This is a genomic window from Streptococcus sp. Marseille-Q5619, assembly GCF_946901205.1.
In the GTDB taxonomy this organism is placed as follows: domain Bacteria; phylum Bacillota; class Bacilli; order Lactobacillales; family Streptococcaceae; genus Streptococcus.
Genome location: NZ_CAMPPO010000002.1, coordinates 126,744 through 150,025, shown reverse-complemented (window position 1 = coordinate 150,025; position 23,282 = coordinate 126,744). Strand labels below are relative to the sequence as shown.

The following is a 23,282-nucleotide window of genomic DNA, read 5'->3' as shown; positions in this document are numbered from 1 at the left end:
GACAGTTAGCATTGTGAAAGACAAGATTCTAGGATACTAGCATTAGCTTCCTACCAAGCAGACTAGGATGATAAGGAAAGATAAGAATGAATTTATACTCAATGAAAATCAAAGAGCAAACTAGGAAGTTAGCCGCAGGTTGCTCAAAACACAGTTTTGAGGTTGTAGATAAGACTGACGAAGTCAGTGACCATATCTACGGTAAGGCGACGCTGACGTGGTTTGAAGAGATTTTCGAAGAGTATTACTTTCTGAATTTCTCAACCTTGTCTTATATAGGGGACAAGGAGATTTAGTTTGAGTCTGCTTATAAATAAACGAAAAGAAAGATAAGAAATAATGAAAATTGGTCAACGAATTATGCGCTTTGGCATAAAAAAATTAAGTATCGGAGTTGTATCTGTTGCAGTCGGCTTCGCATTTCTAGCTCCAGCTGGAATTTCAGCCAATGAAGTAAAACAAGATGTAACATCTGAAGTGGCAACAAGAGTGCCAGATTCTAAGGAGGAATTGAGAGAGCCGGAAAATGTTGCTCCAAAACTAGAAACTCCTCTTAGAGAGGAGCCAAGACTAGCTCCTCAACCGCTTCCGGAAGCAAGTGAAGTTCTTGAAAACAAAAGGGAAGAGTCAAAAGTAGAGATGACAGAGCCAGCTCAAGACTCACCTGTTCATGCTCCTGTAGAAGAAACTAAAGAAGAAGTTGTGACAGAAAAACCAACAAATACTCGTTCTCTAACCGCAGAAGATTTGGTGAAGATTTCCAAAGGGGAATTGCATTTAGAAAATGATTTGATTGATGAATCTCTCTATGGTGAAAAAGTTCTTGATTTGGAAGGGGATGATGACCAAGATGGCATCAAAAACAAAGATGAACTTTATGTTTACAACAAAGATGGTAAGGATTATCTAGGATATAACAGTCATCCCTTGCTAGCAGACAGTGATGGGGATGGTTTGGCAGATGGAGAAGATGACAATAAGAAAGAATGGTATGTCACAGATCGTGATTCTCTTCTCTTTATGGAGTTAGCCTATCGAGACGATGATTATATTGAGAAAATTTTAGATCATAAGAATCCTTTCCCTAGTCTCTATCTTGACCGTCAAGAATACAAACTCATGCACAATGAATTGGCTCCTTTCTGGAAAATGAAAAAAGCCTACCATACAGATAGTGGTTTGGATGCTTTCTTATTTGAGACCAAGAGCGACCTTCCTTATCTCAAAGATGGAACGGTGCACATGTTGGCTATTCGTGGAACGCGAGTTAATGACGCCAAGGACTTAAGTGCAGATTTGGTTTTATTAGGTGGAAATAAACCAGCTCAAGCAGATGATATCCGCAAGGTTGTTGGGGAATTAGCCAAGGATAAAAGTATTACCAAGTTGTATATGACAGGTCATTCTCTTGGAGGATACCTAGCTCAGATTGCAGCGGTTGAAGCTTACCAAAAATATCCTGATTTTTATAATCATGTATTGAGAAAAGTGACGACTTTCAGTGCTCCTAAAGTGATTACTTCCAGAACTGTTTGGAATGCTAAGAATGGTTTCTGGGATGTTGGTTTGGAAAGCCGTAAATTAGCTGTTAGCGGAAAAATTAAGCATTATGTGGTTGATAATGATAATGTTGTGACTCCATTGATTCATAATGATCGTGATATTGTTACATTTACAGGTAATTCACGATTTAAACACCGTTCTCGTGGCTATTTTGAAAGTCGAATGAATGATATTCCTAACTTTAATATTGGTAAACGAGCTACCTTGGATAAACATGGTTATCGTGATCCGAAATTGGATAAAGTGCGATTCTTTAAGAAACAGGCTCTGCCTCAATCTTCTAGTCAACCAAGCGCTGAACCAATGGAAAATATTGCCTTAGGAAAACAGGTTACTCAAAGTTCGACAGCTTTCGGAGGAGATGCTAGAAGAGCTGTGGATGGCAAAGTTGATGGTAACTATGGCCACAATTCTGTCACTCATACCAACTTCCAATCCAAGCCTTGGTGGCAAGTAGATTTGGCTAAAGAAGAAACCATTCGCCAAATCAATATTTACAACCGCACAGACACTGCCCAGGATAGATTGGCAAACTTTGATGTCATTCTTTTAGACAGTTCTGGTAAAGAAATTGAGAGAAAACGTATAGCATCTCTTAAAGATGTGTCAGCACAAATTGCGATTAACCATAAAAAAGCGCGCTATGTTCGGATTGAGCTAGAAGGCTATAATGCTCTCAGTCTTGCAGAAGTCCAAGTATATCGTGCTGAGAATATCGCTTGGAAAAAACAAGCTAAGCAAAGTTCTACTGATTTTGGTGGAGATGCTAGTCGTGCCTTGGATGGCAATACCAATAGTAGTTATAGTCAACAATCTATCACTCATACTAAGTTTGAAAATCAACCTTGGTGGGAAGTTGATTTAGGTCGTACAGAACAGGTAGGACTTGTTCGCCTTCATAACCGTGGGGATGGAGAGCTTTCTAAACGTCTGTCAGACTTTGATGTGATTTTATATGATGAAAAAGGGAAAGAAGTTGCTAGACAGTATGTTTCTAAACTTGACGGAACGAGCTTGGATGTTCAATTAAATGGGAAATTGGGACGCCGTGTTCGTGTGCAACTACGTAAGAACAATCAAGCCCTCAGTCTTGCAGAAGTTGAAGTTTTCCGCTTTATAGTTACGAATGGTGAGACAGCGACACAAGTTTCTAAGCCAGTTCAACCAATCAGTCAGACTCCTGCCAAAGATAAAACATTGACAATTCAACATAGTGGAGCTTACATTGCTCGCTACTCTATAACTTGGGAAGAAGTTACAGTAGACAAAGATGGAAACCAAGTTGTTCGTAGTCGTTCTTGGGAAGGAAACGGTCGCAACCAGACTGCAGGTTTTGTCCTCAACCTCCCAATCAAAGAAAATATGAGAAATCTGCGAATTAAGATTGAGAAAAAGACAGGTCTACTATGGAATAGATGGCAAACAATCTATGAAAACAGACCAATTTTAGCTCAACCCCACCGTAAAATTACCCATTGGGGAACAACATTAAATTCTAAGATTTCTGATGACGATGTCTTGTAAAAAATCCTACTATTTAATAATGAGATGATTTAGTTTATAAGAGAAGAACTACCTGAGCTTGAATAGAACTCAGGTAGCTCTCTGTGAAAGAACAAAATTAATACTCAATGAAAATCAAAGAGCAAACTAGGAAACTAGCCGTAGGCTGCTCAAAGCACTGCTTTGAGGTTGTAGATATAACTGACGAAGTCAGTAACATATATACGGCAAGGCGACGTTGACGTGGTTTGAAGAAATTTTCGAAGAGTATAAACAGAAAGGTAGAGTGAGGTGTTCTAATTTGAACACGAGTGGAAAACTTTTCTAAAAAATCAGAAGAGAAAGGGAGTTCGGGTTTGAATTGAAGCCGGTCTAATCTTCTCAATATCATCAAAATTAAGAAAGAAAGGAATTGACCCCACCCTAAAAGCAGTGGGAAAAAGATAGTTGGTCTGGCGAGTATCGCTCACTGCGCCCAACTCCTATTCCCCCTTCGCTTTTTGACGGGTTTGGTATCTTTCTGATTATAAATTTTAGAAAAAAGAAAGGATGGGTTAACTGTATTCATTGAACTGAATACGGGCGGAGAACTGTGTAAAAAAGATAAACTGTCTAGCATCATCGATGCTTCGTCAGTTTCCTATTTTTACTTTGTTCTCTGTCGCTATCCTAAATATACAATAAAGAAAGGTAGAGCGTGTGTTCTGATTTGAACACGAGCGGAAAACTTGGAAAATAGATAATCTGATGAGAAATCAGGATTTCTCATCAGATTCCTAATTTTCAGTCGTTTTCTTCTCGCTCTTTGTATCATAAATTATGTCTATCCATATTGCTGCTCAGCAGGGTGAAATTGCTGATAAAATTCTTCTTCCTGGGGATCCTCTTCGTGCGAAATTTATTGCGGAGAATTTCCTTGAAGATGCTGTTTGTTTTAACGAAGTGCGTAACATGTTTGGTTATACTGGTACTTACAAGGGTCACCGTGTATCTGTCATGGGAACTGGGATGGGAATGCCATCCATCTCTATATATGCGCGTGAGTTAATTGTTGACTACGGTGTGAAAAAATTGATCCGTGTGGGAACTGCAGGTTCTTTGAATGAAGATGTTCACGTCCGTGAATTAGTTTTGGCACAGGCAGCTGCAACCAACTCAAACATCGTCCGTAATGACTGGCCACAGTACGATTTTCCACAAATTGCTAGCTTTGATTTGCTTGATAAGGCCTACCATATCGCTAAAGAACTCGGTATGACCACCCACGTTGGGAACGTTTTGTCTTCTGATGTCTTTTATTCAAACTACTTTGAAAAGAACATCGAACTTGGTAAATGGGGAGTCAAGGCTGTGGAAATGGAAGCAGCAGCTCTTTACTATCTTGCTGCTCAACACCATGTTGATGCTTTAGCTATTATGACTATTTCAGATAGTTTAGTTAATCCAGATGAAGATACAACTGCAGAAGAACGTCAAAATACCTTCACCGATATGATGAAGGTTGGATTAGAAACCTTGATTGCAGAATAATTATAGTCAAAAAAGGAAGCCTTTTATGAATTGGAGGACTTCCTTTTCTTATCCAGAAATTGATCTAGCTCTCTCTGATTTCGAAGAATAGTGACTTTATGTGAATATTCTTGGCAAAGTTTTTGGTAATTTTCTTTTTGAGCTTTAGTCCGCCCATCCCAGAGAATCCATCTGATAAACTCCCAATTAAATTGTTCTTGACAACCAGCTGCCATACTTTCTCTGACTTTTCCCCGGTATTTAAGATAACGCTTAAAGGCCCGAAAGAGACAGGTAAATGGTGAAAAATTGAGAAAGATGATTTGGTCAGCTTCCTGCATTCTTTCCTCATAGAAACACCAAGAATAATTACCATCGATGACCCAAGCTTCATGCTTGGTGAGAAAATTTTTCATCTCGGTTAACATCCAATCACGGTCACTGTCTTGCCAACCAGGTTGAAATTGGAGTGTGTCCATATGAAGTTTTGGGATGGAGTAGTAGAGAGATAACTTTTCAGCTAGCGTTGACTTACCAGAACCAGAATATCCGATAATTGCAATTTTCATTTTCTACCTTTTCCTATTTGGAGACAAAAAAACAGCCTCTATGGACTGTTTCTTATTTAGCAAGTTTAGCTGAAAGACGAGCTTTGTCGCGGCTTGCTTTGTTTTTGTGAATCAAACCTTTAGTTTCTGCTTTATCGATAGCTGAGCTAGCAGCACGGAAAAGTTCTTCAGATGGGTTTGCTTCGAAAGCTTTGATAGCAGTACGCATAGCTGATTTTTGAGCTGAGTTCTTTTCGTTTTGTTTAACGTTCAATTCAGCGCGTTTGATAGCTGATTTAATGTTTGCCAATGTTCTTACCTCCATATTTACTAACTATACCATTATATCTGAAAACTTACGTTTTGACAAGGGAAAATTATTTTTTTAAGTAAATTTCATCGATTTCATGGTTCTTGCTTTTATGAAGAATCACTTCTGCACGATTTCTAGTTGGTTCAATATAATTTTGTAGATTTGTGAGATTGATACTGGTCCAGACTTGATGAGCAAAGGATTCCACTTCCCCAATTGGCATTTGAGTAAAACGATAGTAGTAGCTTTCAGGGTCGTTTTGGGCTAGGCTCAGCATTTTCAAGAAACGGTCCAGATACCAACTCTCAATATCATCCACTCCAGCATCAACATAGATGGAAAAGTCAAAGAAGTCGGTGATATAGAGACGCTCGTTTTGTGGATTTTGAAAGACATTTATTCCCTCAACAATGACAAAATCAGCAGCTTTGACGCTTTGCTTTTCCTCGGGTACGATGTCGTAGACTTCATGAGAATAGACAGGAATATCTACATCTTGTCCATTTTTGATGCGATCCAGGAAGTTGAGAAGAGCTTCCATATCATAGCTTTCAGGAAATCCCTTACGATTTAGAATCCCCTGCTCAATCAAGGTTTGATTGGGATAGAGGAAACCATCAGTTGTAACCAACTCAACACTAGCATCAGTTACAGTTCTAGAAAGCAGGGTTTGCAATAGTCGGCTGGTTGTTGATTTTCCAACGGCAACACTCCCAGAAACCCCAATAATAAAAGGCTGAGATTTACTTTCACGTTGGAGGAAAATTCCTTTTGAAAAGGCCAAATCTTCCTTAGTTCGCTTGTAAATCTGAATCAGATGAGCCAAGGGGAGATAGATATCTGTAACGTCTTGAAGACTGATTTGGTCATTAAAACTCTTGATAGATTCCAATTCTTCTTCTGTCAAAGGAGGTGTTGTCTTTCGATGTAAAGATTGCCAAGTCTGGCGGCTGATTTTTTCAAAATGTAAAAATTCGTTGGTCATTTGTTTTCCCCTAGATATTTTGTCTATCATACCATAAAAAGCTAAAAAAATAAAGCGGTTTCTTGATAATAGTAAGCCAATATCGTATAATAGAAGTAGATAGAAGTAGATAGAAGTAGATAGAAGTAGATAGAAGTAGATAGAAGTAGATAGAAGTAGATAGAAGTAGATAGAAGTAGATAGAAGTAGATAGAAGTAGATAGAAGTAGATAGAAGTAGATAGAAGTAGATAGAAGTAGATAGAAGTAGATAGAAGTAGATAGAGGATGAACAATTTATTGATGAAGTAGGAGGAGCCGCTTTCTACTGACTTATCAGCTATAAAGGGGGCTTTTGGGTTTATAACTTATAGGAGGTGTGTCATGAAAATCTTAAAAAGTTATATATTGGAACTCTGTTTTATTTTAAGTTTTGCTCTACCTTTTATAAAAGGAGTCAATGCGGATAATGGTAGACGCTTTGTGGAAATCTATTACGGTTTTACTTTTTTGATGGAACATGCCATTGTAACAGTTGTTTTTATCTGTTCACTCTTGATTGCTTGCCTACTAAAAAAACGGTGGACGAAATGGCTTGTTGCGGGTAGTTATCTATTTTTGATTTTGTGGATTGCGACAGAGGGTTATTTCTTCCGCATGTCACTAGAAGATTTGATACGACTTTGGACAAGTTTGGAATTCCTGACAAAAACGTATCAGTTGGGCTTTTATCTAAACATCTTATTGGGAATCCTGTTGATAATAAAGTATTTTAAGGTTAAGCAATAGTCATAAAAATGCGCTTGATTATAGACAATAAATTTGTTGTTTTATCATGTCAATGATAGCTGTAGTCCTAGATGAAATACTATTTGCTTATAAAGGTTGAAAGAGATTGAAGGGGAGCTATTGTAAAGCAACTTCCTTCAATCTTTTTGTCTCATTCTGGATATGTAAACGATTTACAATTTAAGTCAAATTATGGTAAAATAGTTTCATGAGTAAAATGTATTATGCAGAAAATCCTGACGCTGCTCACGACATTCATGAGTTGAGAGTGGACTTGTTGGGAGAAAAAATGACCTTTTTGACGGATGCGGGTGTTTTTAGCAAGAAAATGGTTGACTTCGGAAGTCAACTCTTGCTCAAGTGTCTAGAGGTCAACCAAGGAGAAACTGTCCTTGATGTAGGCTGTGGTTACGGACCTTTGGGCTTGTCTTTAGCTAAGGCTTATGGAGTTCAGGCGACCATGGTCGATATCAATAATCGTGCCTTGGATTTGGCGCGACAAAATGCTGAACGAAATAAAGTAGAAGCGACGATTTTCCAGTCCAACATCTATGAACAAGTTGAAGGTACATTTGACCATGTTATTTCCAATCCTCCTATCCGTGCAGGCAAGCAAGTAGTTCATGAAATCATTGAGAAAAGTAAAGATTTCTTGGAAACTGGTGGGGATTTGACTATCGTTATCCAGAAAAAACAAGGGGCTCCAAGTGCTAAGTCCAAGATGGAAGATGTATTTGGTAATTGTGAAATCGTCAAAAAAGATAAGGGATACTATATCCTTAGAAGTGTGAACGAATGAGAGCAGTTGATTTAATCCAAAAGAAACGAGACGGTCAAGAACTGACTTCGAGTGAAATTGAATGGCTGGTAGAAGGCTATGTATCAGGAACTGTTCCTGATTATCAGATGTCTGCCTTTGCTATGGCTGTTTATTTCAAAGGAATGACGACACGAGAAATCTCTGACCTAACTATGAAGATGGTCAAGACTGGGCAAGAGTTTGACCTGTCTGCCATTGATGGTGTGAAAGTTGACAAGCATTCTACTGGTGGTGTCGGCGATAAGGTAACCTTGATTTTGGCTCCTCTTGTTGCAAGCTTTGGTGTTCCTGTGGCAAAAATGAGTGGTCGTGGTCTCGGCCATACTGGTGGGACAATTGATAAATTGGAGTCCATTAAGGGCTATCAAGTGGAACGCAGTCAAGAAGATTTCATTCGTCAAGTTCAGGATATTGGTGTATCTGTCATTGGGCAATCAGACCAGCTGGTCAAAGCAGATAAGCTTCTCTACGCTCTCCGTGATGTGACCGCAACTGTTGACACGATTCCTTTGATTGCGAGTTCGGTGATGAGCAAGAAAATCGCTGCAGGAGCGGATGCTATTTTACTAGATGTGACTGTCGGTGAGGGCGCCTTCATGAAGACGGTTGATGAGGCGCGTGAGTTGGCTCAAACTATGGTGGAACTTGGTAAGGCAGTTGGTAGAAAAACGGTAGCAGTGATTACCGATATGAGTCAGCCCTTGGGACGAGCGATTGGAAATCGTCTAGAAATTCTTGAAGCACTTGAGATTTTACAAGGTCAAGGACGTCAGGATATTACCCACTTCATCTGTGAATTGGCTCAAATTATGCTTGGCCTGGCAAATGTAAACAAGACAGTTGAAGAAGTTCGTCAACATCTTGAAAATGGCCAAGCGCTTGCTAAGTTTGAGGAGATGGTCCAAGCCCAAGGTGGAGACTTAGAAGACCTCTATCGTTCTGTAAATGTAGCCCATGTGGTGGAAATACCTGCTCAGGAAACGGGTGTCATTTCAGCTCTTCCAGCTATGGAATTTGGGCTTTATGCTATGAGACTGGGGGCAGGCCGTGCAGTCAAGTCTGATGCCTTGGACTATGAAACAGGAATTGTTTTTGAAAAGAAAGTTGGAGATTCCGTTCAAAAGGGAGAAATTGTTGCAAAAGTATACACAAATGGAAAAATTTTTCCTCAGCTAGTTACAGATTTTCAAAAATATGTTAAAATAAATGATAGGGTGCAAAGTTTACGAGAAATTATAGAAATTATCTCATAAACTGCAGGAGAATCCGAATATGAAATTAAATAAATATATCGATCATACGCTTTTAAAACAAGATGCAACAGAAAATCAAATTGATTGTTTGTTGTCTGAGGCTAGGGAGTATGATTTTGCCAGTGTTTGCGTTAATCCGACCTGGGTTGAACATGCCAAAAAAGGGCTTGAAGGCACAGATGTCAAGGTCTGCACAGTAGTAGGTTTCCCCTTGGGAGCAACAACTTCAACTGTGAAAGCTTTTGAGACAAAAGAAGCTATCCAAAATGGGGCTGATGAGATTGACATGGTAATCAATGTTGGGGCTCTCAAATCAGGCAATTTAGCCTTGGTAGAGTCAGATATTCGCGCAGTCGTGGAAGCAAGTGGTGACAAGTTAGTGAAAGTCATTATTGAAGCTTGCCTTCTGACAGATCAAGAAAAAGTTGTGGCTTGTCAATTAGCCCAAAAAGCAGGAGCTGATTTTGTTAAAACATCTACTGGCTTTTCAACTGGTGGCGCTACGATAGCAGATGTTCAATTGATGCGTGAAACAGTTGGGCCTGATATGGGTGTCAAGGCTGCTGGTGGAGCTCGTTCTTATGCAGATGCTCTTGCCTTTGTGGAAGCAGGGGCGACCCGTATCGGAACGTCAGCTGGAGTAGCAATTCTAAAAGGAGAATTGGCAGATGGCGACTACTGAGTTGATTGAACTGGCAATTGAAACCAGCAAACGTGCCTATGTCCCCTATTCTCACTTTCCTATCGGAGCAGTTTTAGTGGCAAAAGACGGAAGTGTTTACACGGGAGTGAATATCGAAAATGCTAGCTATCCTTTGACCAATTGCGGTGAGAGAACAGCCATTTTTAAGGCTGTATCTGAAGGGCAAAGAGAGTTTTCAGAGCTGATTGTTTATGGTCAAACTGAAAAACCAATTTCACCATGTGGTGCTTGTCGCCAAGTAATGGTCGAATTTTTTGAACAAGATCTAAAAGTGACCTTAGTCGCAAAAGATAAATCGACGGTCGAGATGACGGTCGGGGAATTACTTCCATATTCTTTTACAGACTTAAACTAGTCTGAGTCGCTCTTTGAGTGGCACGGTCCTTGTGGCCAACCAATCCATACTTGCAACATCGTTGCACATCTTATTTAGGAGGTTCAGTAATGAACAAGAAACAATGGCTAGGTCTTGGCCTAGTAGCAGTGGCAGCAGTTGGACTTGCTGCATGTGGTAACCGCTCTTCTCGTAAGGCAGATTCATCTTCTGATGTGAAGACAAAAGCAGCAATCGTCACTGATACTGGTGGTGTTGATGACAAATCATTCAACCAATCAGCTTGGGAAGGTTTGCAGGCTTGGGGTAAAGAACACAATCTTTCAAAAGATAACGGTTTCACTTACTTCCAATCAACAAGTGAAGCTGACTACGCTAACAACTTGCAACAAGCGGCTGGAAGTTACAACCTAATCTTCGGTGTTGGTTTTGCCCTTCACAATGCAGTTAAAGATGCAGCAGCAGAGCACACTGATTTGAACTATGTCTTGATTGATGATGTGATTAAAGATCAAAAGAATGTTGCGAGCGTAACTTTCGCTGATAATGAGTCAGGTTACCTTGCAGGTGTAGCTGCAGCAAAAACAACTAAGACAAAACAAGTTGGTTTTGTAGGTGGGCAGGAGTCAGAAGTTATCTCTCGTTTTGAAGCAGGATTCAAGGCTGGTGTTGCGTCAGTAGACCCATCTATCAAAGTCCAAGTTGACTACGCTGGTTCATTTGGTGATGCTGCTAAAGGTAAAACAATTGCAGCTGCACAATACGCAGCCGGTGCAGATATTGTTTACCAAGTAGCTGGTGGTACAGGTGCTGGTGTCTTTGCAGAAGCAAAATCACTCAACGAAAGCCGTCCTGAAAATGAAAAAGTTTGGGTTATCGGTGTTGACCGTGACCAAGAAGCAGAAGGTAAATACACTTCTAAAGATGGCAAAGAATCAAACTTTGTTCTTGCATCTACTTTGAAACAAGTTGGTACAACTGTAAAAGATATTTCTAACAAGGCAGAAAAAGGTGAATTCCCTGGCGGTCAAGTGATCGTTTACTCATTGAAAGATAAAGGGGTTGACTTGGTAACAACTAACCTTTCAGAAGAAGGTAAAAAAGCTGTCGAAGATGCTAAAGCTAAAATCCTTGATGGAAGCGTAAAAGTTCCTGCAAAATAATGGATGGAAGTTATTTCTTAGGAAGCGGCCATCGGCCGCTTTTTAAGAGTTGAGACAAAGTCATTTTGTCTCAGTAAAGCTTGCTACTAGACAAACTAGCAAGTTTTATTGAAATAAAATAAGACTCTGAAAGGAAGAGCACATGGCACACGAAAATGTCATAGAGATGCGTGATATTACCAAGGTGTTTGGTGAATTTGTTGCCAACGACAAAATCAACCTGCACCTACGAAAGGGTGAAATTCATGCACTTTTAGGAGAAAATGGGGCTGGTAAGTCCACGCTCATGAACATGTTAGCAGGGCTTCTTGAACCAACTAGTGGTGAAATTGTGGTCAACGGTCAAGTTGTCAATCTCGACTCCCCATCTAAAGCGGCTAGCTTGGGAATCGGAATGGTTCACCAGCACTTTATGTTGGTAGAAGCCTTCACAGTGGCTGAAAACATCATTTTAGGTAGTGAATTGACTAAAAATGGTGTGCTAGATATCGCTGGAGCTAGCAAAGAAATCAAGGCTCTTTCTGAACGTTATGGCTTAGCTGTGGACCCTTCTGCCAAGGTGGCAGACATCTCAGTTGGAGCCCAACAACGTGTAGAAATTTTAAAAACCCTTTATCGGGGAGCTGATATTCTTATTTTTGACGAACCAACGGCTGTTTTGACTCCATCAGAAATTGAGGAATTGATGGCTATTATGAAAAATCTTGTCAAAGAAGGAAAATCAATTATCTTGATTACCCACAAGTTGGATGAAATTCGTGCAGTTTCTGACCGCGTTACAGTTATCCGTCGTGGGAAATCAATTGAAACCGTCAAAATTGCAGGAGCTACTAATGCTGATTTGGCAGAAATGATGGTAGGACGTTCTGTTTCCTTTAAAACAGAGAAACAAGCCTCTCAACCAAAAGAAGTGGTCTTGTCAATCAAAGATTTGGTGGTCAATGAAAACCGTGGTGTTCCAGCTGTGAAAAATCTGTCCTTGGATGTTCGAGCGGGAGAGATTGTTGGTATTGCAGGGATTGATGGAAATGGTCAGTCTGAACTGATTCAAGCCATTACAGGTCTTCGCAAGGTTGAATCTGGTAGCATTGAGCTAAAAGGAGATTCAATTGTAGGCTTGCATCCACGACAAATTACAGAGCTAAGTGTTGGGCACGTTCCAGAAGACCGTCACCGTGATGGTTTGATTTTGGAAATGATGATTTCTGAAAATATTGCCCTTCAAACTTACTATAAAGAACCACATAGTAAAAATGGAATTTTGAACTATTCAAATATTACTTCTTATGCTAAAAAGCTAATGGAAGAATTTGATGTTCGTGCTGCCAGTGAATTTGTTCCTGCAGCTGCACTTTCAGGAGGAAATCAACAAAAAGCAATTATTGCTCGTGAAATTGATCGTGATCCTGATCTCCTTATCGTCAGCCAGCCAACTCGTGGTTTGGATGTCGGTGCCATTGAATATATCCACAAACGCTTGATTGAAGAGCGTGATAATGGGAAGGCTGTCCTTGTTGTCAGCTTTGAACTAGATGAGATTTTAAATGTCTCAGATCGTATTGCCGTTATCCACGATGGTAAGATTCAAGGTATTGTGTCACCAGAAACAACCAATAAACAAGAACTTGGTGTCTTGATGGCTGGTGGAAACTTGGGAAAGGAGAAGAGTGATGTCTAAAAAACTACAACAAATTTCGGTTCCCTTGATTTCTGTCTTTCTAGGAATTTTACTTGGAGCCATTGTCATGTGGATCTTCGGTTATGATGCTATTTGGGGCTACGAAGAATTGTTCTACACGGCCTTTGGTAGTCTGCGTGGGATTGGAGAAATCTTCCGTGCTATGGGGCCTTTGGTCTTGATTGGTCTTGGTTTTGCTGTTGCCAGTCGTGCAGGTTTCTTTAACGTCGGGCTTCCTGGTCAGGCCTTGGCTGGTTGGATTCTTAGTGGTTGGTTTGCTTTGTCGCATCCAGATATGCCACGTCCCTTGATGATTCTAGCAACTATCGTGATTGCCTTGATTGCTGGAGGGATTGTTGGCGCGATTCCAGGTATTCTTAGGGCTTATCTAGGGACGTCAGAGGTTATCGTAACCATCATGATGAACTACATTGTCTTGTATGTAGGGAATGCCTTTATCCATGCCTTCCCTAAAGACTTTATGCAAAGTACAGATTCGACAATTCGTGTTGGTACTAATGCAACCTATCAGACACCTTGGTTGGCTGAGTTGACTGGTAATTCACGGATGAATATCGGTATTTTCTTTGCTCTCATTGCCGTTGCAGTCATTTGGTTCATGCTCAAGAAAACAACCCTTGGTTTTGAAATCCGTGCGGTTGGTCTTAATCCACATGCTTCAGAATACGCTGGTATTTCTGCAAAACGAACGATTATCCTATCAATGATTATTTCAGGTGCCTTGGCAGGTCTTGGTGGAGCTGTTGAAGGACTTGGAACCTTCCAGAACGTCTATGTTCAAGGCGCATCATTAGCCGTCGGATTTAACGGAATGGCGGTTAGTCTGCTTGCGGCCAACTCACCAATTGGTATTCTCTTTGCATCCTTCCTATTTGGTGTTCTCCAAGTTGGAGCCCCAGGTATGAATGCGGCGCAGGTACCATCTGAGCTTGTCAGCATTGTAACAGCGTCTATTATCTTCTTTGTCAGTGTTCATTACCTTATCGAACGCTTTGTCAAACCTAAAAAACAAGTTAAAGGAGGTAAGTAAAGATGTCTATTACAACCTTGCTCACCCTCTTGGTGTCTTCTATGCTGATTTACTCAGCACCCCTCATCTTTACAAGTATTGGTGGTGTTTTCTCTGAACGTGGTGGTGTGGTAAACGTCGGCCTTGAAGGAATTATGGTTATGGGTGCCTTTTCTGGAGTTGTCTTTAACCTTGAATTTGCAGAACAATTTGGAGCAGCAACTCCATGGCTATCCTTGCTTGTAGCAGGATTGGTTGGAGGCCTCTTCTCTATCATCCACGCAGCAGCGACGGTTCATTTCCGTGCAGACCATGTTGTCAGCGGTACGGTATTGAACTTGATGGCGCCAGCCTTGGCTGTTTTCTTGGTGAAAGTACTTTATAACAAAGGACAAACCGACAACCTAAGTCAGACTTTTGGACGCTTTGATTTCCCAGTCTTGGCAAATATACCAGTTATCGGTGATATTTTCTTCAAGTCAACTAGTCTACTTGGTTATCTGGCGATTGCCTTCTCGTTCCTCGCTTGGTTTATCCTCTTCAAGACTCGATTTGGTCTTCGTCTTCGCTCTGTCGGTGAACACCCTCAAGCAGCGGACACCTTGGGAATCAATGTCTATAAAATGAGATATTTAGGGGTTATTATTTCAGGTTTCCTAGGTGGAATTGGCGGAGCGATTTATGCTCAATCCATCTCAGTTAACTTCTCAGTGACAACTATTGTTGGACCTGGATTTATTGCTCTTGCTGCGATGATTTTTGGAAAATGGAATCCAATCGGAGCCATGCTTTCTAGTCTCTTCTTTGGACTTTCACAAAGTTTGGCTGTTATCGGATCTCAATTGCCATTCCTACAAGGAGTGCCTGCAGTTTACCTTCAAATCGCACCTTATGTTTTGACAATTCTTGTCTTGGCAGCCTTCTTTGGAAAAGCAGTCGCACCAAAAGCAGATGGTATCAACTATATCAAATCAAAATAACAGGCTTATTAATAGCATACAAAAAACGTCAGTACAGAATGAACTGGCGTTTTATTTTTTAGGATGTTGATGGGTTAAGTTCAATCCCCAAGGGACTAAATTTTCAGTTTTATTTTGGATGCGTGTGATATTATCCTTATGGCGAATGATGATCAAACTAGCAAGAGCTAGGATAATAGTGATGAAGAGAGGGTCATAGTTACTCAGGATAAAACCAAAAAGTGGAAAGAGTAGAACTCCGATGACAGCTGCGATAGATGCTGTGACGCTAGACAGCGAAATCATACTACCAAGATAGAGGGTTCCAAAGAAAACAACCGCTAGGTAGAGACAGAAGACAGGCGCAAATCCGAAAATCACTCCCGCACTGGTTGCGACAGCCTTGCCACCCTTAAATCCTGCAAAGATAGGGAAGGTATGGCCAATAACAGCCAAAAGTCCAAAGATGAGAGGCGAAACGCCTTGCAGATGAAAGATAATAGGCAGAAGCGTTGCTAGGGTTCCTTTGAAAAAGTCAATCACAAAGGTTGCCATACCAGCTTTCTTACCTAAAATGCGAAAGGTATTGGTCGTTCCAGTATTACCAGAACCATGCTCGCGCAGATTGATTTGAAAGAATACTTGTCCAATCCAGAGACCAGACGGAATTGAACCCAGCAGATAGGCTAGGATTAATAAAACTATTGTAATCATACTCCTATTATATCATGAAATGGAAAAGAAAGGCAGAGAATCACTTCTGAAATTGTCACATCGGAGAAAGAAAAATTTTGCAAAATCCATGGAAAACCTGTAGAATAGTAAAGATGAACGAATAGGAGGTTCCTTGTGTCAAAAAAGGAAATCAATATTAACAATTATAATGATGATGCCATTCAGGTGCTAGAAGGGTTGGATGCGGTCCGAAAACGTCCAGGGATGTATATCGGATCGACCGATGGTGCTGGTCTCCACCACCTAGTCTGGGAAATAGTCGATAATGCAGTCGATGAAGCCCTGTCTGGGTTTGGTGATCGTATCGATGTAACTATCAATAAAGACGGAAGTTTAACGGTTCAAGACCACGGACGTGGAATGCCAACTGGTATGCATGCGATGGGAATTCCAACTGTTGAGGTTATCTTTACCATTCTTCACGCCGGAGGGAAATTCGGTCAGGGGGGCTACAAGACATCTGGTGGTCTCCACGGGGTTGGTTCTTCCGTTGTTAATGCCCTTTCTAGCTGGTTAGAAGTAGAAATTACTCGTGATGGTGCAATCTATAAGCAACGTTTTGAAAATGGTGGAAAACCTGTCACGACTTTGAAGAAAATCGGTACAGCACCTAAGTCAAAAACAGGTACCAAAGTGACCTTCATGCCAGATGCCAGTATCTTTTCTACGACAGACTTCAAGTACAATACCATTTCAGAACGTCTCAATGAGTCAGCTTTTCTCTTAAAAAATGTGACCTTGTCCTTGACGGACAAGCGAACAGATGAGTCTGTTGAGTTTCACTATGAAAATGGGGTACAAGACTTTGTTTCTTATCTGAACGAAGATAAGGAAACCTTGACGCCAGTTCTATACTTTGAAGGGGAAGACAATGGTTTCCAAGTGGAAGTTGCGCTTCAGTATAATGACGGATTTTCAGATAACATCTTGTCCTTTGTTAATAATGTTCGTACCAAGGACGGTGGAACACATGAGACTGGACTTAAGTCTACCATTACCAAGGTTATGAACGACTATGCGCGTAAGACGGGGCTTCTCAAGGAAAAAGATAAAAATCTTGAAGGTTCCGACTATCGTGAGGGACTAGCGGCTGTTCTTTCTATCCTTGTTCCTGAAGAACACCTCCAGTTTGAAGGTCAGACCAAGGACAAGCTAGGAAGCCCTCTTGCTCGTCCCGTTGTGGATGGAATTGTAGCTGATAAGTTGACCTTCTTCCTTATGGAAAATGGAGAATTGGCTTCTAATCTCATCCGCAAGGCTATTAAGGCCCGTGATGCTCGTGAAGCAGCACGTAAGGCGCGTGATGAGAGCCGAAATGGGAAGAAAAATAAGAAAGATAAGGGCTTGTTGTCTGGAAAATTGACCCCAGCCCAGTCTAAGAATCCAGCTAAGAATGAACTCTATCTAGTCGAGGGGGACTCTGCTGGCGGTTCTGCTAAACAAGGCCGTGACCGTAAGTTTCAGGCTATCTTGCCCCTTCGTGGTAAGGTTATCAATACAGCCAAGGCCAAGATGGCGGATATTCTCAAAAATGAAGAAATCAACACTATGATTTATACTATAGGTGCGGGTGTGGGAGCAGATTTCTCCCTTGAAGATACCAACTATGACAAGATCATTATCATGACCGATGCGGACACCGATGGTGCCCATATTCAGACCTTGCTCTTGACATTTTTCTATCGTTACATGCGTCCCCTAGTTGAGGCAGGACACGTTTATATCGCCCTTCCGCCTCTTTACAAGATGTCCAAAGGCAAAGGTAAGAAAGAAGAAGTGGCCTACGCTTGGACGGACGGAGAGCTAGAAGAACTCCGCAAGCAGTTTGGTAAAGGTGCTACCCTCCAACGCTATAAAGGTCTCGGTGAGATGAATGCGGACCAGCTCTGGGAAACAACTATGAACCCAGAAACCCGCACCCTCATCCGTGTCACAATCGAAGACCTAGCACGCGCCGAACGCCGCGTCAATGTCCTCATGGGGGATAAAGTAGAACCACGCCGTAAGTGGATTGAGGACAATGTCAAGTTTACGCTGGAAGAGAGTGGAGAGATGGTGTTTTAGGGATATTTAGAAATGTTTTATATGCTAGTGAATATTAGTTAAGAAAACTAGGTAACTATATTTGAAAGAGAGCTAACAACTATGTCAGAAACCATTCAAGAAAAAGAATTTCAAAAACGAATTTTTGATAGCTGTGAAATCCAAGAAAATATTAAAGTGTTATTTAATTTTCCAAATTCCAGTCAATTTGAGCGTGAAATAGAATTTATAAATGGTATTACCTCTGATTTTATAATCTATGATAGTAGCAAAGATGAGATGAAGGCTATTTTAGAATGTAAGAGGGCAGATATTGGAGTGACTGAATATGTCCGTGGAGTAGGACAACTTTTCCAGTATGAGTACTTTCAGGATGAGAAAATTAGTCCACGTAGATTTGCAAATATATCTTATTCTTCTGATTGTAATAATAATGTACTAGTTATCCCTTCTTCATTTATTAGGAATACAAGCCTGAATATAGGGCGTTTCAGATACCCTGAAAATTCATCTATCTTAGAAGTGCACGAAAATAATAATCGTGTTCGTCTGATTGATAAGAATGAACTGGAGAAACTTTCAGATGCATTAGAAAATGATTTGACCACAATTAGTCAGTACTATGTACGAGATACAAGAATCTTTGAACATTATATTCTTCTACAGTTTTTGAAATTGCTACATGAATTTAAAGGTTACTTAAACAGAGATGTAATAGAACGGAGCTATTTGAGGAAGATTCATGTTATTAATAATAGAAATTGGAGAAATGCGTTTATTTCGCTATCAAGTTATGGATTAATTGGAAGAAATAATAAATTAACCCAAGCAGCAGGAACGCTGTCGAATGTATCAGTGTTCGAATTTATCAATTCTATTTATGAGGACTATATTGCTCCATTTATTGATGAATTGATGACAGTTTTAGAAGAAAATGCTAATAAAGTTGGTATTGTTTCACTTAGAAATACTGAAATTGCTGAGAAAATACGTCGCAAATATAATGGAAAAGATGTTCTTTTTTTGACAGATAGCGATAGTCGTTATATTTCAAGTTGGTTGAATATCATGAGAGACGATATTGGTTGTATCTCGTTTGAGCCTCGAAGTGCGAAAAGAACAATTAATTTTATTCCAAAAGATTTAACAAGTAAGAGTAGATGTGAGAAAATTGAAGAATTTTCAGTGGCTCAAAACTATGTTGATGAATATTTAAAGATTAAGAAAGACTTAATGAGGGAAATATTAAAATGACAGCAAATACTGGTTATACTATTTTTGAGACTTTTGTTGGTGCTGGTGGTTCTCATTTAGGTTTTATGTGGGAAAATTTCAGAACAGTCTATGTTAATGATTTCGTTGATGACTGTTTGAAAACACTAGTGTACAATAATCCTAACTTAGTGGAAGAAAAGGCTGTTGTGGACAACACTTCTATTACAGACTTAAATCCTGTTGCACTACGTCAACGTTTAAAAGTAGAACAGGGAGAAATAGATGTTTTTTTTGGTGGTGTTGTCTGCAAGAGTTTCAGTCTAGCAGGTGAACGTAATCCTATTGACGAAAGGAATTATCTTTACCATAAACAATTAGAATTGGTGGAGGAATTTTTACCAAAGATTTCGATTGTCGAAAATGTTCCAGGAATTTTAAATGCAAAAATTTATATTGGACAAGATGATGAAGATGAATTAAAAGAAGAAATAATGAAACTTTGGACGGAACTTGAAAATTACAAGGGACGTAAAGCAGCACTTCGTAAAATTCAACAAGTTACTCCAGAATTCGAGGAAGAAGGAAAAAAACTTAGAAATAAGAAAAAATCTCTACTTTCTCGTATTGAAAAATCTGAGAATTATATATCAGTAATGGAGGATATTAGAAGGATTTATGATCGTTTAGGTTATAAAGTTTATACTTCTATTTTAAATGCTTCTTGGTATGGTTCTTCAACAAAGCGTGAACGAGTTATCATTGTGGCTGTTCGTAATGATATTGAAATAGATTTTTCGTTTCCGGAACCTAAGTATATGAGTGAATCTGTTTTTAAGCCTTATTTATCAAAAAAATATTTAAAACTTTCACGTGTTAAAACTGTTAATGATGCATTGGCAATGATTGATTATAGTGATCATGAAGATGCTGATAATCATCCAATGAATCATAGCCCAAGAACGATTGAACGTTTTAAATATATCCCTGAAGGAGATAGTATAGCTAATCATATTGATGAACTCCCTGCTGATTTGAAAATCAGTAAATTCTATTCAAGAGGTTCTACTATGAGATTAGATGGTAATTCTCCGAGTCCAACATTGGTTCCTGGGCACAGTAATTTTCCAGTTCATCCTAAGGAACATAGAAGTATAACTGTGAGGGAAGCGGCTACTATTACAGGATTTCCTCTCAAATATAAATTTTTTGGAACACATAGCAAGCGTTGTGAACATGTAGGTAATGCAGTTCCTCCACAATTAGCACAAGCAATTGCTCAAGAATGTGTAAAGTTATTAGATCAATATTATTCATCGCTTTCAAATAATGATTGATGCCACATTTAGGTAATGATTACGCTTTTGAATTAGAATAGATATATAAGGAGTTGAACACGCCTTAAATACTGTGTAAAATTCCTTATTACTCATTGAAGCAACAAATTTTAAACACAATAAACTACAGAAAGGGTCGTTTGGTTAACTGAACACGGGACTAATCCTTCCTACATCCTTTTATCATTACACCCACTATATATTCTTTGAAAGGAGTTGAACACGCCTTAAATGCTGTGTGAAAAGATAAATTCTCTTGTGAGCATCGCTCACTGCAATAATTTCCTATTTTCACTTGGTATTTTACGGGCTCTGTATCCTATATGAGTAACATTCAAAACATGTCCCTGGAGGACATCATGGGAGAGCGCTTTGGTCGCTACTCCAAGTACATTATTCAAGACCGGGCTTTGCCAGATATTCGTGATGGCTTGAAGCCGGTTCAGCGTCGCATTCTTTATTCGATGAATAAGGATGGCAATACTTTTGACAAGAGCTATCGTAAGTCGGCCAAGTCTGTCGGGAATATCATGGGGAATTTCCACCCACACGGTGATAGTTCTATCTATGATGCCATGGTTCGTATGTCACAGGACTGGAAAAATCGTGAGATTCTAGTTGAAATGCACGGTAACAACGGTTCTATGGACGGTGATCCGCCTGCGGCCATGCGTTATACCGAGGCGCGTTTGTCAGAGATTGCTGGTTATCTCCTTCAGGATATCGAGAAAAAAACAGTTCCTTTTGCTTGGAACTTTGACGATACGGAGAAAGAGCCGACAGTTTTGCCAGCAGCCTTTCCAAATCTTTTAGTCAATGGTTCGACTGGGATTTCGGCTGGTTATGCCACAGATATTCCTCCCCATAATTTGGCTGAGGTTATTGATGCGGCGGTTTACATGATTGACCACCCAACGGCCAAGGTTGATAAACTCATGGAATTCTTGCCTGGACCAGACTTCCCGACTGGAGGGATTATCCAGGGTCGTGATGAAATCAAGAAGGCCTATGAAACTGGGAAAGGGCGCGTGGTTGTTCGTTCCAAGACTGAGATTGAAAAGTTAAAAGGTGGTAAGGAACAAATCGTTATCACTGAGATTCCTTATGAAATCAACAAGGCCAATCTGGTCAAGAAAATCGATGATGTTCGTGTTAATAACAAGGTGGCTGGTATTGCTGAGGTTCGCGATGAGTCTGACCGTGATGGTCTACGTATCGCTATCGAACTCAAGAAAGATGCCAATACGGAGCTTGTTCTTAATTATCTTTTCAAATACACAGACCTGCAAATCAACTACAACTTTAATATGGTGGCGATTGACAATTTCACGCCTCGTCAGGTTGGGATCGTTCCAATCTTGTCTAGCTACATCGCCCACCGTCGTGAAGTGATTTTAGCGCGTTCATGCTTTGACAAGGAAAAGGCTGAGAAACGTCTCCATATCGTCGAAGGTTTGATTCGCGTGATTTCAATTTTGGACGAAGTCATTGCTCTTATCCGTGCTTCTGAGAATAAGGCGGACGCCAAGGAAAACCTCAAAGTTAGCTATGATTTTACAGAAGAACAGGCTGAGGCCATCGTTACCTTGCAACTATACCGCTTGACCAATACCGATGTGGTTGTCTTGCAGGAAGAAGAAGCAGAGCTTCGTGAGAAGATTGCCATGCTTGCGGCTATTATCGGTGATGAGCGGACTATGTACAATCTCATGAAGAAAGAGCTTCGTGAGGTCAAGAAGAAATTTGCTACTCCACGTTTGAGTACTTTAGAAGACATTGCGAAAGCAATCGAGATTGATACAGCTAGTCTGATCGCTGAGGAAGATACCTACGTCAGCGTGACCAAGGCAGGTTACATCAAGCGTACCAGTCCACGTTCCTTTGCGGCTTCAACGCTGGAAGAAATTGGCAAACGTGATGACGATCGTTTGATTTTTGTTCAATCTGCCAAGACAACTCAACACCTCTTGATGTTCACAAGTCTTGGAAATATCATCTATCGACCAATCCATGAATTAGCTGATATTCGCTGGAAGGACATCGGAGAGCATCTGAGCCAAACCATCACAAACTTTGAAACGAATGAAGAAATCCTTTATGTGGAAGTCGTGGATCAGTTTGATGATGCGACAACTTATTTTGCAGCCACTCGTCTAGGTCAAATTAAACGCGTAGAGCGCAAAGAATTCTCTCCATGGCGAACCTACAAGTCTAAGTCTGTCAAGTATGCCAAGCTCAAAGAAGAGACAGACCAGATTGTAGCAGTGGCTCCGATTAAACTAGATGATGTTCTCTTGATTAGCCAAAACGGTTATGCTCTGCGTTTCAATATCGAAGAGGTTCCGGTTGTTGGTGCCAAGGCTGCAGGTGTCAAGGCTATGAACCTGAAAGAAGATGATGTCCTCCAATCGGCCTTTATCTGTAATACCTCGTCCTTCTATCTCTTGACTCAGCGTGGAAGTTTGAAACGTGTTTCCATTGAGGAAATTCCAGCAACCAGCCGTGCCAAACGTGGTTTACAAGTTTTGCGTGAGTTGAAAAACAAACCGCACCGTGTCTTCTTAGCAGGAGCAGTTGCCGAACAAGGATTTGTAGGTGATCTCTTCAGTACAGAAGTGGAAGAGAACGACCAAACTCTGCTTGTTCAATCCAACAAAGGAACAATCTATGAAAGCCGATTGCAAGACTTGAACTTGTCAGAACGCACTAGCAATGGAAGCTTCATTTCTGACACGATTTCAGATGAAGAAGTTTTTGACGCTTATCTTAAAGAAGTATTTACTGAAACTAAATAAGTGAAATGAAGAATCAGTTCTAAGAGCTGGTT

Annotated in this window: 20 protein-coding genes; 16 read left to right on the top strand and 4 right to left on the bottom strand. The window is 40.3% G+C overall.

Features of this window, described 5'->3' with window-relative positions:
• Positions 1-86: 86 nt before the first annotated feature.
• The 3 genes from OC530_RS01855 (at position 87) to deoD (ending at position 4,596) form a co-directional block, all read left to right on the top strand.
• Positions 87-296, top strand: coding sequence for a hypothetical protein (locus tag OC530_RS01855; RefSeq protein WP_240148104.1), 210 nt, complete (start codon positions 87-89; stop codon positions 294-296).
• Between the two features lie 43 nt (positions 297-339).
• Positions 340-3,087, top strand: a complete 2,748-nt coding sequence (locus OC530_RS10195; RefSeq protein ID WP_316043865.1) for a thiol-activated cytolysin C-terminal domain-containing protein — start codon at positions 340-342, stop codon at positions 3,085-3,087.
• Positions 3,088-3,885: 798 nt separating this feature from the next.
• Complete coding sequence (gene deoD / locus OC530_RS01835) at positions 3,886-4,596, top strand: purine-nucleoside phosphorylase (protein WP_000022097.1); 711 nt, start codon at positions 3,886-3,888, stop codon at positions 4,594-4,596.
• Positions 4,597-4,619: 23 nt separating this feature from the next.
• Here the strand turns inward: deoD and OC530_RS01830 are convergent, their stop codons facing one another.
• The 3 genes from OC530_RS01830 to coaA all read right to left on the bottom strand — a co-directional run bounded on the left by OC530_RS01830 (position 4,620) and on the right by coaA (position 6,421).
• Positions 4,620-5,144, bottom strand: coding sequence for a DNA topology modulation protein (locus OC530_RS01830; RefSeq protein ID WP_262079007.1), 525 nt, complete (start codon positions 5,142-5,144; stop codon positions 4,620-4,622).
• A 52-nt stretch (positions 5,145-5,196) separates the two neighbouring features.
• A complete protein-coding gene (rpsT, locus tag OC530_RS01825) occupies positions 5,197-5,433 on the bottom strand; it encodes a 30S ribosomal protein S20 (RefSeq protein WP_001274000.1) in 237 nt (78 codons plus the stop codon).
• 67 nt (positions 5,434-5,500) lie between these two features.
• On the bottom strand, positions 5,501-6,421 hold the full coding sequence (gene coaA / locus OC530_RS01820) for a type I pantothenate kinase (RefSeq protein WP_000180505.1): 921 nt from the start codon (positions 6,419-6,421) through the stop codon (positions 5,501-5,503).
• 362 nt (positions 6,422-6,783) lie between these two features.
• On the opposite strand from coaA, the gene OC530_RS01815 reads away from it, so the two are divergent.
• The 9 genes from OC530_RS01815 to OC530_RS01775 all read left to right on the top strand — a co-directional run bounded on the left by OC530_RS01815 (position 6,784) and on the right by OC530_RS01775 (position 15,149).
• Positions 6,784-7,188, top strand: coding sequence for a hypothetical protein (locus OC530_RS01815; RefSeq protein WP_112443528.1), 405 nt, complete (start codon positions 6,784-6,786; stop codon positions 7,186-7,188).
• Positions 7,189-7,396: 208 nt separating this feature from the next.
• The gene (locus tag OC530_RS01810) at positions 7,397-7,987 is read left to right on the top strand and encodes a class I SAM-dependent methyltransferase (protein ID WP_112443529.1); all 591 of its coding nucleotides are present in this window, start codon (positions 7,397-7,399) and stop codon (positions 7,985-7,987) included.
• Positions 7,984-9,261, top strand: a complete 1,278-nt coding sequence (locus OC530_RS01805; RefSeq protein ID WP_112443530.1) for a pyrimidine-nucleoside phosphorylase — start codon at positions 7,984-7,986, stop codon at positions 9,259-9,261. Before OC530_RS01810 ends, OC530_RS01805 begins: the two co-directional genes overlap by 4 nt.
• A gap of 19 nt (positions 9,262-9,280) precedes the next feature.
• A complete protein-coding gene (gene deoC / locus OC530_RS01800) occupies positions 9,281-9,943 on the top strand; it encodes a deoxyribose-phosphate aldolase (protein ID WP_112443531.1) in 663 nt (220 codons plus the stop codon).
• Positions 9,930-10,319, top strand: coding sequence for a cytidine deaminase (locus OC530_RS01795; protein ID WP_112443532.1), 390 nt, complete (start codon positions 9,930-9,932; stop codon positions 10,317-10,319). Before deoC ends, OC530_RS01795 begins: the two co-directional genes overlap by 14 nt.
• Positions 10,320-10,408: 89 nt before the next feature.
• Positions 10,409-11,461 carry a BMP family protein gene (locus OC530_RS01790; RefSeq protein ID WP_049543026.1) on the top strand — a complete coding sequence of 351 codons (1,053 nt, stop codon included), beginning with the start codon at positions 10,409-10,411 and terminating at the stop codon, positions 11,459-11,461.
• A 142-nt stretch (positions 11,462-11,603) separates the two neighbouring features.
• On the top strand, positions 11,604-13,139 hold the full coding sequence (locus OC530_RS01785; protein WP_045606268.1) for an ABC transporter ATP-binding protein: 1,536 nt from the start codon (positions 11,604-11,606) through the stop codon (positions 13,137-13,139).
• On the top strand, positions 13,132-14,190 hold the full coding sequence (locus OC530_RS01780) for an ABC transporter permease (RefSeq protein WP_049524890.1): 1,059 nt from the start codon (positions 13,132-13,134) through the stop codon (positions 14,188-14,190). Before OC530_RS01785 ends, OC530_RS01780 begins: the two co-directional genes overlap by 8 nt.
• 2 nt (positions 14,191-14,192) lie before the next feature.
• A complete protein-coding gene (locus OC530_RS01775; RefSeq protein ID WP_000029124.1) occupies positions 14,193-15,149 on the top strand; it encodes an ABC transporter permease in 957 nt (318 codons plus the stop codon).
• Positions 15,150-15,200: 51 nt separating this feature from the next.
• On the opposite strand, the gene plsY is transcribed toward OC530_RS01775, so the two are convergent.
• Positions 15,201-15,842 carry a glycerol-3-phosphate 1-O-acyltransferase PlsY gene (gene plsY / locus OC530_RS01770; RefSeq protein ID WP_000628795.1) on the bottom strand — a complete coding sequence of 214 codons (642 nt, stop codon included), beginning with the start codon at positions 15,840-15,842 and terminating at the stop codon, positions 15,201-15,203.
• 135 nt (positions 15,843-15,977) lie between these two features.
• On the opposite strand from plsY, the gene parE reads away from it, so the two are divergent.
• From parE to parC, 4 genes are all read left to right on the top strand, one after another.
• Positions 15,978-17,927 carry a DNA topoisomerase IV subunit B gene (gene parE, locus OC530_RS01765; RefSeq protein WP_262078992.1) on the top strand — a complete coding sequence of 650 codons (1,950 nt, stop codon included), beginning with the start codon at positions 15,978-15,980 and terminating at the stop codon, positions 17,925-17,927.
• 81 nt (positions 17,928-18,008) lie between these two features.
• Entirely contained in the window at positions 18,009-19,160 is a 1,152-nt protein-coding gene (locus OC530_RS01760) for a hypothetical protein (RefSeq protein WP_262078990.1), read from the top strand.
• Entirely contained in the window at positions 19,157-20,455 is a 1,299-nt protein-coding gene (locus OC530_RS01755) for a DNA cytosine methyltransferase (RefSeq protein ID WP_262078988.1), read from the top strand. The genes OC530_RS01760 and OC530_RS01755 overlap by 4 nt, the downstream gene beginning before the upstream one ends.
• A gap of 323 nt (positions 20,456-20,778) precedes the next feature.
• Positions 20,779-23,250, top strand: coding sequence for a DNA topoisomerase IV subunit A (parC, locus tag OC530_RS01750; RefSeq protein WP_262078986.1), 2,472 nt, complete (start codon positions 20,779-20,781; stop codon positions 23,248-23,250).
• Positions 23,251-23,282: the final 32 nt, after the last annotated feature.

Bases quoted from the DNA above. Each gene is read 5' to 3' on its own strand.
- OC530_RS01855 (WP_240148104.1), top strand. From the start codon at position 87: ATGAATTTATACTCAATGAAAATCAAAGAGCAAACTAGGAAGTTAGCC.
- OC530_RS10195 (WP_316043865.1), top strand. From the start codon at position 340: ATGAAAATTGGTCAACGAATTATGCGCTTTGGCATAAAAAAATTAAGT.
- deoD (WP_000022097.1), top strand. From the start codon at position 3,886: ATGTCTATCCATATTGCTGCTCAGCAGGGTGAAATTGCTGATAAAATT.
- OC530_RS01830 (WP_262079007.1), bottom strand. From the start codon at position 5,144: ATGAAAATTGCAATTATCGGATATTCTGGTTCTGGTAAGTCAACGCTA.
- coaA (WP_000180505.1), bottom strand. From the start codon at position 6,421: ATGACCAACGAATTTTTACATTTTGAAAAAATCAGCCGCCAGACTTGG.
- OC530_RS01815 (WP_112443528.1), top strand. From the start codon at position 6,784: ATGAAAATCTTAAAAAGTTATATATTGGAACTCTGTTTTATTTTAAGT.
- OC530_RS01810 (WP_112443529.1), top strand. From the start codon at position 7,397: ATGAGTAAAATGTATTATGCAGAAAATCCTGACGCTGCTCACGACATT.
- OC530_RS01805 (WP_112443530.1), top strand. From the start codon at position 7,984: ATGAGAGCAGTTGATTTAATCCAAAAGAAACGAGACGGTCAAGAACTG.
- deoC (WP_112443531.1), top strand. From the start codon at position 9,281: ATGAAATTAAATAAATATATCGATCATACGCTTTTAAAACAAGATGCA.
- OC530_RS01795 (WP_112443532.1), top strand. From the start codon at position 9,930: ATGGCGACTACTGAGTTGATTGAACTGGCAATTGAAACCAGCAAACGT.
- OC530_RS01790 (WP_049543026.1), top strand. From the start codon at position 10,409: ATGAACAAGAAACAATGGCTAGGTCTTGGCCTAGTAGCAGTGGCAGCA.
- OC530_RS01785 (WP_045606268.1), top strand. From the start codon at position 11,604: ATGGCACACGAAAATGTCATAGAGATGCGTGATATTACCAAGGTGTTT.
- OC530_RS01780 (WP_049524890.1), top strand. From the start codon at position 13,132: ATGTCTAAAAAACTACAACAAATTTCGGTTCCCTTGATTTCTGTCTTT.
- OC530_RS01775 (WP_000029124.1), top strand. From the start codon at position 14,193: ATGTCTATTACAACCTTGCTCACCCTCTTGGTGTCTTCTATGCTGATT.
- plsY (WP_000628795.1), bottom strand. From the start codon at position 15,842: ATGATTACAATAGTTTTATTAATCCTAGCCTATCTGCTGGGTTCAATT.
- OC530_RS01760 (WP_262078990.1), top strand. From the start codon at position 18,009: ATGTCAGAAACCATTCAAGAAAAAGAATTTCAAAAACGAATTTTTGAT.
- OC530_RS01755 (WP_262078988.1), top strand. From the start codon at position 19,157: ATGACAGCAAATACTGGTTATACTATTTTTGAGACTTTTGTTGGTGCT.
- parC (WP_262078986.1), top strand. From the start codon at position 20,779: ATGAGTAACATTCAAAACATGTCCCTGGAGGACATCATGGGAGAGCGC.